The 13,293-nt window shown below is 70.3% G+C and carries 12 protein-coding genes; 5 read left to right on the forward strand and 7 right to left on the reverse strand.

What is annotated here, in order from left to right:
* Positions 1-151: 151 nt before the first annotated feature.
* Positions 152-718 (reverse strand): TetR/AcrR family transcriptional regulator, encoded by a 567-nt coding sequence (locus MQE23_RS00695; RefSeq protein WP_243377844.1) that lies wholly within the window; start codon positions 716-718, stop codon positions 152-154.
* Between the two features lie 70 nt (positions 719-788).
* On the opposite strand from MQE23_RS00695, the gene MQE23_RS00700 reads away from it, so the two are divergent.
* Positions 789-953, forward strand: a complete 165-nt coding sequence (locus tag MQE23_RS00700; protein WP_020269249.1) for a hypothetical protein — start codon at positions 789-791, stop codon at positions 951-953.
* Positions 954-1,308: 355 nt separating this feature from the next.
* Here MQE23_RS00700 and MQE23_RS00705 read toward each other — a convergent pair whose 3' ends face one another.
* Entirely contained in the window at positions 1,309-2,289 is a 981-nt protein-coding gene (locus tag MQE23_RS00705; protein ID WP_020269250.1) for a winged helix-turn-helix domain-containing protein, read from the reverse strand.
* Between the two features lie 89 nt (positions 2,290-2,378).
* On the opposite strand from MQE23_RS00705, the gene MQE23_RS00710 reads away from it, so the two are divergent.
* From MQE23_RS00710 to MQE23_RS00725, 4 genes are all read left to right on the forward strand, one after another.
* Positions 2,379-3,695 carry an MFS transporter gene (locus tag MQE23_RS00710; RefSeq protein WP_243377845.1) on the forward strand — a complete coding sequence of 439 codons (1,317 nt, stop codon included), beginning with the start codon at positions 2,379-2,381 and terminating at the stop codon, positions 3,693-3,695.
* Positions 3,696-3,793: 98 nt separating this feature from the next.
* Positions 3,794-4,378: a DinB family protein gene (locus MQE23_RS00715; protein ID WP_020269252.1), complete on the forward strand. Its 585-nt coding sequence runs from the start codon at positions 3,794-3,796 to the stop codon at positions 4,376-4,378.
* Between the two features lie 294 nt (positions 4,379-4,672).
* Complete coding sequence (locus tag MQE23_RS00720) at positions 4,673-5,053, forward strand: CU044_2847 family protein (RefSeq protein ID WP_037666163.1); 381 nt, start codon at positions 4,673-4,675, stop codon at positions 5,051-5,053.
* A gap of 226 nt (positions 5,054-5,279) precedes the next feature.
* Positions 5,280-8,273 carry an SAV_2336 N-terminal domain-related protein gene (locus MQE23_RS00725; RefSeq protein ID WP_243377846.1) on the forward strand — a complete coding sequence of 998 codons (2,994 nt, stop codon included), beginning with the start codon at positions 5,280-5,282 and terminating at the stop codon, positions 8,271-8,273.
* 126 nt (positions 8,274-8,399) lie between these two features.
* Here the strand turns inward: MQE23_RS00725 and MQE23_RS00730 are convergent, their stop codons facing one another.
* The 5 genes from MQE23_RS00730 to MQE23_RS00750 all read right to left on the reverse strand — a co-directional run bounded on the left by MQE23_RS00730 (position 8,400) and on the right by MQE23_RS00750 (position 13,125).
* On the reverse strand, positions 8,400-9,308 hold the full coding sequence (locus MQE23_RS00730; RefSeq protein ID WP_243377847.1) for an SDR family oxidoreductase: 909 nt from the start codon (positions 9,306-9,308) through the stop codon (positions 8,400-8,402).
* A gap of 250 nt (positions 9,309-9,558) precedes the next feature.
* Entirely contained in the window at positions 9,559-10,038 is a 480-nt protein-coding gene (locus MQE23_RS00735; RefSeq protein ID WP_020269260.1) for a MarR family winged helix-turn-helix transcriptional regulator, read from the reverse strand.
* Between the two features lie 11 nt (positions 10,039-10,049).
* Complete coding sequence (locus tag MQE23_RS00740; protein ID WP_020269261.1) at positions 10,050-11,111, reverse strand: alkene reductase; 1,062 nt, start codon at positions 11,109-11,111, stop codon at positions 10,050-10,052.
* 64 nt (positions 11,112-11,175) lie between these two features.
* Entirely contained in the window at positions 11,176-12,081 is a 906-nt protein-coding gene (locus tag MQE23_RS00745) for an NADP-dependent oxidoreductase (protein WP_243377848.1), read from the reverse strand.
* Between the two features lie 492 nt (positions 12,082-12,573).
* Positions 12,574-13,125 carry a DinB family protein gene (locus MQE23_RS00750; protein ID WP_243377849.1) on the reverse strand — a complete coding sequence of 184 codons (552 nt, stop codon included), beginning with the start codon at positions 13,123-13,125 and terminating at the stop codon, positions 12,574-12,576.
* Positions 13,126-13,293: the final 168 nt, after the last annotated feature.

Raw genomic sequence — 13,293 nt, forward strand, 5'->3', positions numbered from 1 at the left:
GGCATCCGAGGACAGATGACGTTCGCCGGGGCTCGTCCTGACGCGCAAGTGCTGTCGAACCCGGGTCCGAGGTCTGCCCTCGGATCGGAGGGCAATGCCGGCGCGCGTCGTTCTGGAGAGGTGCTCCCCTTCCCCGGTGGTACCTGGGCGCCTAGGCCTGGTCCCTGGGCGAGCGCGCAGCTGTGGAAGGAGACGCGAATGCGCCGTGCCCCGGACTGAGCCCGTCCAGCAGAAGGTCACCGAGCTCGGAGAAGGCGTCGCCGGCGGTCAGGCCGGTCCTCTCCAGGAGGACCCCCGACTGGACCGCGTCGATGGTGACCGCCACGACCTGGGCGGCGAAATGGCCGTTGAGCACGCGGAAAGCGCCGGCCTGTACGCCCTCCTCGATCAGTTCGTGGACCCGGCGCGCCGCGGCGGCGGAGTTCTTGCGGTAGATCTGCGCGGTCGGTTCGTAGCCGACCATGTCGTCGTAGAAGGCGTGGGAATGCCGGCTCATGGCCGTGCCGACGCCGGCGAGGTAGACGCGGATGCGCTGCCTGGGGTCGGGCTCGGCCTGGACCGCCTGCTCGATCTCGGCTGTCGCCCCCCTGAAGAAGGCGCGGGTGACCGTCAGGACCAGCTGTTCCTTCGTGGAGGCGAGACTGTACAGCGTCGCCCAGCTGCCGCTCAGGCGGCGTGGGAGTGGCCGGCGCACTTCGTGGCCTTCGATCTGGTCCACCGAGACGACGACCTGTTTTGGCTCGCCGTACGCCCGGCGCCGTGCGGCGCCGTGAGCACCGTGTCCGTCGATGACCGACCCCGCTGTGGCGCAGGAACGACTGTCGTGGACGGCGGCCGGGATGGAGGGGCTGTACGGCTGTCTGCCAGATGCACGGCTGGTTCCAACCCAATTTGTCAGCGGCCGCAATCTGCTCTGCGCCGAGAAGCAGCTCCAGCACGGCGTCACCGGCTGACGAGGTGAGCCAGGGTTCCTGATCCACGCCGTACCGCCCATCCGCGGCAAGCGCGGACGATCCCGTCAGCTCCCCGCCGTCCTCTACGCCGACGGCGTCCCGACCACAACTTCTACCGCCGCCAGGTCCGTGAGCTGGGCATCCGCACGCTCATCGCCCGGCACGCACCGGGCACGGCGGCGGACTGGGCAAGAACCGATCGGTCGTCGAAGCGGCCTTCGCACTTCTGCGCTGGTTCCGCCGACTGCCTATCCGCTGGGAAATCCGCGTCGCCATCCACCAGGGCGCCTTCCGCACCCACGGGTACGCAATGATCTGCTGGCGGCGCCTCAAAAAAACAGCGCTGCTCTGAGCCTCAGCCCGAACCGGCGACCAGCGCCTCGCCGAGCGGGGTGCGCCGGTAGAGCACCGACCGTCCGGACCGCGCGCGGACGAGCAGCCCCGCGCCGCGCAGGATGGCGAGGTGGTCTCCCACCGCGCCGGGTGCCATGGCGAGGCTTCGGGCGAGGTGGCTGGTACTGGCCGGGGCGTCCAGCGCCAACAACAGCCGGGCTCGGGCCCGGCCGACCAGAGCGGTCAGCGCGTCCGGTTGGGGGACGGTCGCCTGTTCGCCCCACAGGGCGGCGGTGCCGCGGGCAGGGTAGACCAAGGTCCTGGGCCAGGGGTCTTCCAGGTGGGCGGCGATGTTCCCGACGAAGACCGATGGGATCAGCAGTAGTCCGTCGCCGGCGAGGCGGACGTTTCCCACTGGGGGGAAGAAGCCGATCTCGATCCCGCCGGCGCGCCAGGCGATGCTCGGGTGCAGGCTCTCGATGGTCGTGGCCCATCCGTGTTCGCCGATCACACCCACCCGGTGCACGACATCGCGCTCACAGATCGCGCGCAGTTGCGGCCAGTCCGTGGCGAGCAGTTCGTGCCACGCCTGGTCCATCGCCTCGGCGATCCTGGAGACGGCGTCCGTGGAGTCCAGCACTGCGCGCACGCGGGGATCATGGGCGGACGGGCCGGTCGCGGTGGTGGCGAATTCGCGGCGGGCCGCTTCCAGCGGTGTGGCCCGGATCATGGCCAGGTCGTCTGCCCAGGTCTGGTTGATGCCGCGCGGGGGCGGGGCGACGAAGTTCGGTCCGGATTGCGGAGTGTGCAGGGCGAGGGCGGCGTCCAGCTCGGTCTCGCGGCGAAGCCGTTCAAAGGCCGGCAGGAGCCGGGTGGCCCAGGCTCGCGGCAGCGGCCGGTTTTGGCCGGCGAGTGAGCGCAGCAGTAAGCAGAGGTCCATCGCGGGCGACAGTGCGAAGCGGCTGCGCAGCAGGTCCTCGACGGAGACTTCGAAGCGGAGCACCCGGCGATGCTACCGCCGGACGTCTGTTCCGATTCGTCCAGCGACGAATCATTGGTGAGTGGCGGGGGCGCGCGGCGAGGCTGGGCGTCATGATCCCAACCGCCGAACCCGCGCAGGGCAACCACCGCGCCACCTACCGGGAGGTGCTGGCCGAGCCGCGATTCCGGCTGCTCTTCTCGACCCGCGCCGTCGCGATCACTGCGGGCTCGCTGCGGATCACCACGTTCTCGGTGCTGGTCTTCGCGGCCACCGGCTCCGCGCTGTTGAGCGCACTGGCCTTCGGCATCGGCTTTCTGCCGCAGTTGTTCGGCTCGCTGCTGCTGGGCTCACTGGCCGACCAACTGCCGCCCCGCGCGCTCATCGCCGGCGGCTACGCCTTGGAGTGCGCCGCCGCCCTGCTGCTCGCCCTGGTGCGGATGCCGATCGCGGCAAGCCTCGGTCTCGTGGCGCTGGTCGCCCTCGCCACACCGGTGTTCGGCGGCGCGTCGAGTCGGCTGGTCGCGCAGTGGCTGAAGGGCGACGCCTATGTACTGGGCCGTTCACTGAACAACATCGCCTCCTCTGGCGCGCAATTGTTCGGTCTGGCGCTGGGAGGTGCGGTCGTCGCGGTACTCGGCCCGCACCGGGCGCTCGCGGTAAGCGCCGCCCTCTACCTCGGCTGCGCGCTCGCCATCCGCATCCGGTTACCCCGGCTGCAGCCGGGAGAGTTCGGCGGCACACCCGGCAGCGCTCGGGGCGATGGCGGGGCCGTCCGGGCAAGCCTGCACGGCGCCGGCCTGCTGCTGCGCGGACGCACAGTGCGACGACTGATGCTGGCCCAGTGGCTACCGCCCGCGTTCGTAGCGGGCGCGGAAGGTCTGATCGTCGCCTACGCGGGAGGACGCCACTTCGCGCCCGGCTGGTACGCGGTGCTGATGGGCTGTCTGCCGGTCGGCATGCTTGTCGGTGACCTGCTGGTGGGTCGACTGCTACGGCCACCCACCCGGGAGCGACTGGTAGTCCCGTTGATTGCGCTGACGGGACTGCCGCTGGTCGGCTTCGCCACCGAGCCCGGAGTGGGCGTCTCGTCCTGTCTGCTGCTGCTCTGCGGCTTCGGATTGGCCTACGGTCTCGGCCTGCAACGGACGTTCCTGGACGCCCTGCCGCAGGATGGCCAGGGCCAGGCCTTCGGTCTGCTCGGCTCCGGCAGCATGACGCTGCAGGGCGTCGGGCCGGCCTGCTTCGGCTCGGTGGCCGCGGGCATCGGAACAGGCGGCGCAATCGCCCTGGCAGGCGGCGCGGCGGTGCTTACCGCCGGCTGGATTCTCACCTGGCACCCGCCCACCTCCCCGTTCCCCGTCCCGAACTGCTCAACGGGATCAGAGAACGGCACCGAACAGCATGCGTGTAGTTCTCCTGCGCAGTAACCGTCGCAGGTCGGGTCGGCCGCGAGTCGTCGCCCCCCCGTTGCGGACTACGTACGGGATCTTGAGACCACGAAACAGCCCATGGAAGGTTCACGCCGATGATCGATGAATTCGCGAAGGACAACCTGCACGGGAGACTGCGGCGGGACCGCGAGGCGCTGCTCTGGAAACTCGACGGCTTGTCCGAATACGACGCCCGCCGGCCTTTGACAGCGACCGGGACCAACCTCCTCGGTCTGGTCAAACACGTGGCCACCGTCGAGGCCAGGTACTTCGGCGAGGTCTTCGACCGCCCTTCCCCGGAACCGCTGTCCCGGTGGCAGGACCACGACGGCAGCGACCAGTGGGCGACCGAGGACGAGACCCGCGATCAGATCATCGGGTTCTACCGGCGCACGTGGGAACACTCGGACGCGACGATCAACGAGCTCCCCCTCGACGCCCCCGGCCACGTGCCGTGGTGGCCGGAGCCTTGTCCCAACACGAACCTGTTCGCCATCATGGTCCATGTCATCGGCGAGTCCAACCGGCATGCCGGGCACGCCGACATCCTGCGCGAGGGCCTCGACGGCCGGACCGGGATGCGCGCCGAACACGAGCAGCCCATCGACGAGGAAGCCCGTGCAGCCTACTGCGCGAAGATCGAGCAGGCCGCCAGGTCGGCCGCATCGATCAAGGCTTAGTCGGACACATCAGCCAGCCTGACATCAGCTCCCTACCGGCGCTTGCGATTTCCGAGCACCCGGCGCGGCTGGCGCCACCACGTCACTCTCGTCACCGCCGCCCAGGCTTTCCTCACCCTGCGGAGGCTCGACCCAGAAGCCCAGATTCCGGCCTGAGCCTCTACCAGGTCCTGTACATGCTCCAAGACCTGCTGAGGTGCTGGACCGGCACCCGCGCCACCTGCGGCCGCCCCCTGCCGACCAAGAGCTCCAGAACCCAACGAAGCACAACTGGAACCTGGCATAGTTGGGGCCATGGGGGAATACGTGGAGTTCACCTTCGACGACGGTCAGGCAGTTCTGCTGGAGGTATTTCCCAGTCCGCTGGCCGACTCCGCGGCGGAGGGTGCGACGCCCGGTTCCGCACCGCTCGTGCCCGTCGCGGGCGAGCGGAACGGCCGCGTAGCGCGTGCTGCTCACGGCGCACTGCGGCAGGTTCTGAAGCCGCTGGTCCCGGTCCTCCAGTCGGTGCATGACACGGTGTCCGCCATGGACCGGCGGCCCCAGCAGCTCACTGTGGACCTGGGCGTCAAGGTCGGCAATGATCTGACGCTCGGTATCGTCGCCAACAAGGGCGAGGCGAGCCTGACGGTGTCCGCGACCTGGAACCTCGAACCACCGGCGCCGACGGAGTAGCCGTGCACCCGTCGTTCGACAACGACCCGGACGCGCCAATCCGCCGCTCGTGGGTGACCGTGCACGCCCGAGGTGCGGCAGGGGCTGGGCTGGGCGCGGGCCTCATCGTCGCAGAGGGGTTCTTACTGACCTGTGCGCATGTGGTCAATGCGGCGCTCGGGCGTCCCAAACTGGCTGCCGCCGAGCCTTCTGCGCAGGACATGCTCCGGCAGGGAGGCGGTGCTGCGTGAGCTCAGGAACGGCGGAGTCCGGTGAACCGGACGAGCTCTGGGTGGCCGGCCTGCATGCCGCCCTGCGCAGCGCCGGGGTAGACCTCTCCCCCCGGGAGCTGAGCGACGCCCTGTGGCTGGCCCTGCACGGGCCGCCGAGCCGGTCCGCGGCAGCCGTACCGGAGCGCGGTGCCATGCCACCGCCCGGCATTCTCCCCCAGCCGGAGCAGCCGGACGGCGATGCGGCCGAGGCCGCGCCGCGTCGGGGCCGGCGTCCGGTCTACGCCTTCACCGGCGACGGCGACGGCGGGGCTCCGGGTTCGCCGGTCCGCGTTCCCGGCGTACGGGGCCTGCGGCATCCGCTCGGCGTCGTCCGGGGGCTGCGTGCGCTCAAGCGAAGGGTGCCGTCCGCGCACCGGTATGAGCTGGACGAGAGCGCCACCGTCGGCGCCATCGCCGAGAGCGGCGTCCTCGATGTCGTGCTGCGCCCGGCTGCGGACCGCTGGCTTCACCTCGTCCTCGCCGTCGACGACGGCCTGTCCATGCGGGTGTGGCGCGACACCGTCGACGAGTTGGCCGATGCGCTCAGGGGCTCGGGCATCTTCCGCTCCGTGCGTGTGAGTCCGCTCGGCGCACCCGTCCGGTTCGTCGGCGATCGGACCGCTGTGCTCGTCGTGACCGACGGTGTCGCCGACCACTGGTACACCGGAACCGCCCACAGACGTCTGGCCACGTTGGCCCGCAGCGCGCCGACCGCGGTACTGCACGTGTTCCCGCTCCGGCTGTGGGGCGAGACCGCGTTGACTGCCGAACCCATGATCGTCCGTACGACCGGGCCGGCGCCCTCCAACAGCCGGCTTTCCGCCCATGACCCCTGGCTTCCCGCCTTGTTCGGTCCACGGCCCGGCCTCCCGGTGCCCGTCCTCGAGCTGGACGAGGCGAGTCTGCGCCCTTGGGCGGAACTGATCGCGTCGCACGGCGGCGTGGCCGCCATGCGTGTCATCGACGCGGAGAGTCCGCCCGACGCGGTGCCCTTCGACGATGCGGTCACCGGTGAGCCTCAGACCGCCGCCGAACGCGTGCAGGTCTTCCAGGCGATGGCCTCGCCGCACGCCTACGAGCTGGCCGGCCACCTGGCAGCGGTCGATCCGCTGACGCTTCCGGTGATGCGGCTCATCCAGGCCGCTGCCCTGCCCGACAGCAGCCCGGTCTGTCTGGCGGAAGTTCTGCTGAGCGGTCTCATGCATGTGGACGGCGCGCTGGAGGGGCAGGACGTCTTCGCCTTCGCGCCGGACGTGCGCGCGGTACTTCGCACAGTGATCAAAGCAAGCTCGGCACAGCGCACCGCTGACGCCGTCAGCGACTTCATCACACCACGCCTGGGCCGCACTCCTGACTTCCCGGCCATCATCGCCGACCGTTCGGGGACGTTGAGCCTGCCCAGAGGAGGCGCACCTCTTGCGGAACTGGAAACAGAAAGAGCAGGACAGGCATACTCCCGCCGTGAACATCTGCTCCGCCTGACTGATGCCCTGTCCACGCTGGACTGTCTGGCGGACGCGCAGGGGCGTCTGCAGTTCGCTGCCCTGCTGGGAGACCTACTGGGCCGGTCCATCGACTTGCGGGGCATCAGGCTGCATGAGGACATCACCGTCCTGTCACGGGCCGCGTTGGACACGGCCGGTGGCGAGCGGGCCCTGCTCGACGTGGCACGGGCCCTCGACGGGGCTGCGGTCACGGCAGAACTGGAGCGGCTCCTCGCGCCCACGGACGACGGCGCGAGCGGCCTCGAGAGGATCTCACCCAGCAAGGACGACAGCTCGGCGTGGGCGCTTGCCGAGACGTCGGTACGGGACCTGCCGAGAGCTGAACAGCGCATGACTGACGATGGTGATGCCACAGCGCCACGCGGAGACCCGGCCCGTGTGCAGGCCTTGATCGTCGGCATTGAGCGCTACGACGCCGGACCGACCTGGGACCTGATCGGGCCCGCCCGGGACGCGGTCCGCTTCCACCGGCTGCTGCGCGGCGCCGGCGTGCCGGAAGCCAACCTGCGCCTCCATCTCTCTCCCCTGCCACCGCATGTCCCTGACGTGCAGTACGAACCCGCAGACCGTGCGACCCTGCGCCGCGTCCTCGTCCGCGAACTGGCGTCCGCACAGGGCGACGTGCTCTGGGTATGGTGGGGTGGGCACGGTGTCACCGACCGTGCCGGCCGCCAACGGCTGTTCTGCGCGGATGCGACCACCGCCGACAAGGTGGGCATCGATCTGGACTCGGCGCTGGAGCGGTATGCCGGGGATGCTGTTCCCGGGCTCACCCAGCAGCTGTGGATCGTGGACGCCTCCGCGAATTCCGAGGACGACCTCAACTTCCAGCAGCCGCTCGCTCCCGATGCCCTGCCGGTCGGGCGGCGCACCCTGACCCACCGGCAGAGCCTGCTCCGCGCGGCCGGCGCCGGCCAGGCCGCCATGAACGACCTCGCGCAGGCCACCGGCCTCTTCTCCGACGTCATGCTGGACCTGCTGGCCGACCAGGCCGCCGTCCTGCCAGGGCTGCCCGATCCGCAGGATCTGTTCGCCGCCGTCAAAGCACGTTTTGCGAATCTCAGGGACGCCGATCGTACTCGGCAGCATCCCGAGATCAGGCTGCGGAGCTCCGACGGCAGCGAGGCGTCGGCCCCCTCCTCCGTACGACCGGTCGCGCCCCTTCAACGAGCCGTAGAAGCTCTGTTGGCCTATCCGCTGTTCGCCGACATCGCCGAGCGACAAACGGTGATCAGCATGCTCGACCCGAGTGTCACCGCGACTCTGCCCCGCCACACCAAGGCTCGCACCGATGTCATCGGCATCGTCAATGGGATCGCGCGGAATCGCCCGGAGGCGTTGGAGGATCTGTATGACGCCGTGGTGTCCGTCGATGACGATCCCGAGCGCGAGATGACGCTCCGCCGAGCCCTGGACGACCTCATGACCGCGGCGAACAGAAGCAGACGACCGGGCACCGTGTGAGGGCTGTGGACCGCCTGGCCTGAGGACGCTGCGTTGCAGGCCCGCCGTCGGCGCATCCGCCGGGAGGGACGCGACGACCTCCACGAGGTGTTCTTCGGCGTGGTCATTCGGCCGGATGCCGGCCCGTCACCGGCACTGCGCCTTGCCCAGCTCGTCGGCGAACCGGGCGAGGGCCTGCTCGGCCGTGGGGACGGGGCCGAACAGCTGCTCCTGGCGGCGGGGGTCGGCGACGTAGCGGCCGGTGTCGAACCAGCCGAACATCGCGGCCATGTCCTTGACCAGGGGCATGAAGCGGCCGGCAACGGCTCCCGCGGTGCGGGTGACGGCGGTAGGTACGGCCCACACCTTGATCTTCTTGCCGGCCCGGCTGCCCATCAGGACGGCCATCTCGCGCATGCTGACCGGACGGTCCCAGCCGATGTCGATGCGCTCACCGTTGTCGGTCTCGGCGTCGACGGCGGCTGCCAGGTAGGCCGCGAGATCGGAGGTGTGGACGAAGGTCAGGGGGACGGTGGTCTTGCCGATCCACATCAGGCGGCCCTTGTCGATCGGGTCGCCCGCCATGGTCGCGATCTGGTCGAGGAAGGCACCCGGGCGCAGTGCGACGAACGGGACGCCGAGTTGTTCGAGCTTGTCCTCGGCGACCTTCTTGTGCCAGAAGTGCGGGACATGGGGCGTCTGGTCGCTGGTGAGGATGCTCGTCAGGACGAACCGCCGGATGCCGGCACGGTGGGCGGCCTGGGCGAGGTTGGCGTTGCCGACGGTGTCGATGTCGTACGCGTTCTTGCCGCCGCGGGTGTAGCCGGCAGCGGTGGTGATGACGGCATCGGCGCCGTTCATGGCAGCGACGAGCGAGTCGAGGTCGAGCATGTCGCCGCGGGCGATCTCGACACCCCGGCTTTCGAGCCGGCTCGCGTCGGTGGCCGGCCGAACCAGGGCGCGGACGTTCTTACCGCGCTTGAGCAGCTCGTCGACGACCTTGCCCCCGAGGGAGCCGGTCGCGCCGACGACTAGGACCGGGAGGGTGGTGGTCATGGGGGGGGCTCACTTTCCATCAGGTCAGGGCGCTCAGGGGGCGGGCATGTGGTGGGCCCGCGGCGCGGGTCACCGCCGGCCCGCGGGTGCTTGTTCGAGGGGTGGCCCGGACGCCGGTGATGCGGACTTCCCCGTCTACGTTCAGTACGCGCCTCCGGGCGGCCGAGCGCGCTGCGACACGGTCTCCTGCGCAAGAACGCCGGAACCGGTGTGCGCGCCCCGGCCGGAACCGGGGTGCAAACGGCGGGAGTTACTTGGATTCTTCCGGCGGAAGAGCGCGGCTGTTGATGGCGTCGGCGATGGCGTAAGCGGTGCGGACGAAGGCCTCCGCCTGCTGCGCCGACAGGTTTCGCGCGGAGGTCTCCTCCAGGGCCTGCCACATGGCTGCCAGGGGCTCTCGCATGGCACGGCCCTTGTCGGTGAGATGGACGACCATGACACGCCGGTCGTGTTCGGCCGGCTCTCGGACGAGCAGGCCGGCATCCTGCATGCGGCGCAGGGACTTGGAGACGGTGGAGTGGTCCAGGCCGACGCTTTCGAGCAGCTCTGACTGGGTCTGGCCGTCCCGGTCGAGGAGTTGCATCAGCAGCAGTTCCTGGCCGGGATGCAGGTCCATCTCGCGGAGCATGGCGGCGGCGCGGGCACGGTGAGCACGGGCGAGCTGGAAGATCGCGTAGCTCATCGGCCCCTCGCTGGCCGTGGTGGGGGTACGGGGTGTGGGGGCGGCCATGGTTCGGTTCCTCAGACGGTGTGGGTGGGGTAGTCGGTGTAGCCGGCCACTCCCCCGCCGTAGAAGGTCGCCGGGTCGGGGGTGTTCAGCGGCGCGTCAGAGCGTAGCCGCTCGACCAGGTCCGGGTTGGCGAGCGCGAGGGCGCCGACGGAGACGAGGTCGGCCGTGCCGTTGTCGACGTCCTTGGCGCGGGTGGGCAGGTCGGTGCCGGCCCGGTTGAGGATCAGCGTGGTCGGCCACAGCGCGCGCAGGGTGCCGAGCAGTGCGTCGTCGTCCGCGTGGAGGATGTGGAGGTAGGCGAGGCCGAGGGGGCTCAGGGCGCGCAGGAGCGCCGGGTACAGCTCGGCGGTGTCGGACTCGGTGATGTCGTTGTAGGGGTTGCCGGGAGAAATGCGCACGCCGGTGCGGTCGGCGCCGATCTCGTCGGCCACGGCAGCGGCCACCTCGGCGGCGAATCGGATGCGGTTGTCGAGAGAGCCGCCGTAGCGGTCGGTGCGCTGGTTGGTGTTGTCGGACAGGAACTGGTGCACCAGATAACCGTTGGCGGCGTGGATCTCCACGCCGTCGGCGCCTGCCGCGACGGCAGCCGCTGCGGCGCGGCGGAAGTCGTCGACGGTCGCCGCGACCTCCTGCGTCGACAGAGCACGGGGGGTCGGCATCTCCTGGGGCCCGGACGCGGTGAACATCATGCCCTGCGGCCGGATCGCCGAAGGGGCGACCGGCCGGCGCCCGTGGGGGGTGTTGTCGGGGTGGGAGATCCGTCCGGTGTGCATCAGCTGGATGACGATGCGGCCGTCGGCCGCGTGCACGGCGTCAGTGACCTTGCGCCACCCGGCGATCTGTTCGTCATTGTGGATGCCGGGGGTGAGGAGGTAGCCCTGGCCATCGGTGGAGGGCTGGGTTCCCTCGGTGATGATGAGTGCGTGTGAGGCCCGCTGGGCGTAGTACTCGGCGTTCAGCTCGGTGGGGACGCCTTCGGGTGTGGAGCGGTCACGGGTCATGGGGGCCATGACCAGGCGGTGCGGGAGGGGGATGGCGCCGACGGTGGTCGGTGTCCACAGGGAGTTCAGCATGAAGGGTCCTTCGGTGCGGTGATGGCGAGGTGATGATCGGAACAAGAGGGAAAGGCGCGCGCGATCAGTCGAGGGTGAGGACGAGCTTGCCCCGGACATGCCCGGCGTCACTGACCTGCTGGGCCGTGGCGGCCTGGTCGAGCGGGTAGGCGGTGACGGTGGTGACGACCTTGCCGGTCGCGGCGTCCTGGGCCAGGGCGGCCAGGCGGGTGGCCGACCGTTCCTGGGGACCGGCGGCGAAGGTGATGCCGAGCTGGTGTGCGCCGAAGTCGGCGATGGTGACGATGCGCTCGGTGCCGCCGCGCAGGGTGATGGAGTCCTCGAGGGCTCCCTTCCCGGCCAGGTCGAACACCGCGTCCACGCCGTCGGGGGCGAGCGCCCGGACCCGCTCGACCAGGCCCTCGCCGTAGAGGGTCGCGGTGACGCCGAGCGAGGCGAGGTATTCCTGGTTGGCAGGGCCGGCGGTGCCGATGACCCGCGCTCCACGGGCGGTGGCGAGCTGGACCGCCAGGGTTCCGACCGCTCCGGCCGCGCCGTGCATCAGTACGGTCTCCCCGGCGGCGACGCCGAGCAGGTTCAGGACCCGCTCGGCGGTCTCGCCCGCCACCGGCAGGGCGACCGCGTGCTGCCAGTCGAGACCGGCGGGCTTGGGGGCCACGGTGGTGGCCAGCGCGTACTCGGCGTACGAGCCGGTGTCCGACCAGCCCAGCACCTCATCGCCCACCTGCACGTCCCGCACGCCCTCACCCAGGGCGTCCACCACGCCGGCGAGCTCGTGACCGGGGACGGAGGGCAACGGCGTCGGGAACCTGGCCTCCAGCACCCCGGAGCGGATCTTGCCGTCCAGCGCGTTCAGCCCGGCCGCCCTGACACGGACGCGGATCTGCCCGGGGCCGGGCTGCGGAACCTCGATGTCCGCCTCGTGCAGTACTTCCGTGCCGCCGAAACGGTCGAACAGGATGGCTTTCATGATGACTCCTCTCGTGTCGCCACCCATTTAGGTGGCTAGACACATAACTACCGTACACCAAAAATGTGGCTAGCCAAGTATTTGCTGCCGCTCGGGCCGCGCAAGGCCGGTCACGGTCGGGTCGGTCTCCTCGGGCGGCGGTCGAGGCGGCAGCGCCCGCCGGAGCGCGCAGTCGCATCCCTGGACCGCTCAAACCGGGCCCGCGGGACCCACTGGAGCGGTAAGGCTGAGTTTCACCGGCGCCCCAGGAACAGGCCGAGCAGGCCGGCTACGGAGTGCTCCTCACCCGCGGAGAAATTCTGACCGCGGACACCGAGCGCCGGGCGCCAGGCTGCGGCAGGGGTCTATGCGCCCACGCCCCGCTACCACGACGGCCGCTTTTGACTGACCATCACGAATGTGAACGGCGGCAACCAGGATCGGCTACACCGCTCGCGACCCTGTGCGGGTGTGCCGGCTCACCGGTCGAGGTGCTGAAAGGCGGCCGCGGCTTCACACGCCGATCGCTCCGTCGATGCGCTCGCGGAGCAGGTCGGCGTGGCCGTTGTGGCGGGCGTACTCCTCGATCATGTGGATGAGTACCCAGCGCAGCGACACCGTTCCGCGCCAGGAGTCCTCACCCTCCACTTCCAGGTCCGGGGCCTCGGTGACGAACCGTTCGGCGAAGGCCACCTCGGTCCGCCACGCTTCCCATGCCGCGGTGACGCCCCTGGGGTCGTCCGTGGCGCCGTCGAAGTCCCCGTCGGGGGCGGCAGTCGAGGAGAAGAGGGCCGGGGCGTCCTGCGCGGCCAGGACCCGCCGGAACCAGCGGCGTTCCACATCGGCGAGGTGCCGGACCAGGCCGAGGAGCGAGAGGGTGGACGGTTCCACGGACCGCAGGGACATCTCGGGGCCCAGGCCGGAGCACTTCAACTGCAGCGTGGCGCGCTGGGCGCTCAGGACGTCGATGAGCATCCGTCGTTCGTCGCCGGTCGTCGGGCCGGTGAACCGGCGATCGCTGTCGGCGCCGCCGAACAGTTCGGCCCTTCTTGTGGGATCGCTCATGTCCGCCCTTCTGTTCGCGCTGTGCGCGGCCGTGACTGCCACGGTCGCGTTCGCCTTGTGAGGCCGCTGCCCCTCGCTCTTGGTCGGCGCCGGGCATCTGCTGTTCGCCGACCGGAAGGCACGCGCCGAGGGTCGCGGGCCTCCACGAGGTCGTCGCCCCACGGTCGT

This window comes from Streptomyces sp. HP-A2021, from assembly GCF_022807935.1.
Classification (GTDB): Bacteria; Actinomycetota; Actinomycetes; order Streptomycetales; family Streptomycetaceae; genus Streptomyces; species Streptomyces afghaniensis.